This window comes from Vibrio sp. 1978 (assembly GCF_033344345.1).
Window position 1 is genome coordinate 1 of the sequence record NZ_JAWPOP010000421.1, and the last position, 728, is coordinate 728.

At 44.0% G+C, this 728-nt stretch carries 1 protein-coding gene; it reads right to left on the reverse strand.

Going from position 1 to position 728, the window contains the following annotated elements; all coding sequences use genetic code 11:
* Nucleotides 1–52: 52 nt before the first annotated feature.
* Nucleotides 53–676: a class I SAM-dependent methyltransferase gene (locus tag R8N49_RS26995; protein WP_318190437.1), complete on the reverse strand. Its 624-nt coding sequence runs from the start codon at nucleotides 674–676 to the stop codon at nucleotides 53–55.
* Nucleotides 677–728 lie beyond the last annotated feature (52 nt).

Here is a 728-nt window from a genome sequence, read left to right on the forward strand (position 1 = left end):
TAAGATCTCACAGTACAAACACCAATAAGGCTTAAAAGTTTATGAAGCGGAGTTAGGAAACTGGCTCCGCTTTTTTGATCATGACAATCGTGAAGTCGTGGTCGGAGTACCCCTCGATTAATTGCGCATCTGGGCATAGCCATCGGCAATAGCGCAACACCCCCACTTTGTTATGCGATTCTAGCATTCTCATGCTCGGCAGCTTTTCTTCATCGAGTAAGTTAAACACACAGCCTATTCGAGCCGCTCGATACATCTTCTCAATCATTTCAATCGTATGATTGGCATTGCTCGATTTGTAGTTTAATGAACCTGACGCGAACACATAATCACTTTGAGGAAGAACAAGCTTAGAAAAGTCGCCACAAATGAAATTAACAGGCGTTTTAAAGGCTTTCTTTCTGGCCTTTGTGATGAACTGCTTCTGCAGATCAATGCCGACATAGCGCGCTGGATATTGATTCTGGCTCTCAATATATTCAAGCAGATCACCAAAGCCACAGCCAATATCGAGAATACTAACTGCCTCTAAACAAAGGCTACGAGTCAGCGCTTCAAATCGGCTGATTTGGCTATATTCGTCCTGCCAACCCAGCGTACGCGCTTTATCATTACCAAATTGTTTGTAACGCTTGCGGTGGTAGTTGGCAATCTTCAATCTCTCGAGCCACTTCATTTATCTCCCCCTCTTGCTCACTACCGGCACGATGATCAAATTAAATGGGTAA

What these genes read in the sequence shown, in the direction of transcription:
- R8N49_RS26995 (WP_318190437.1), bottom strand. Translation starts at nt 676, where the DNA reads ATGAAGTGGCTCGAGAGATTGAAGATTGCCAACTACCACCGCAAGCGT.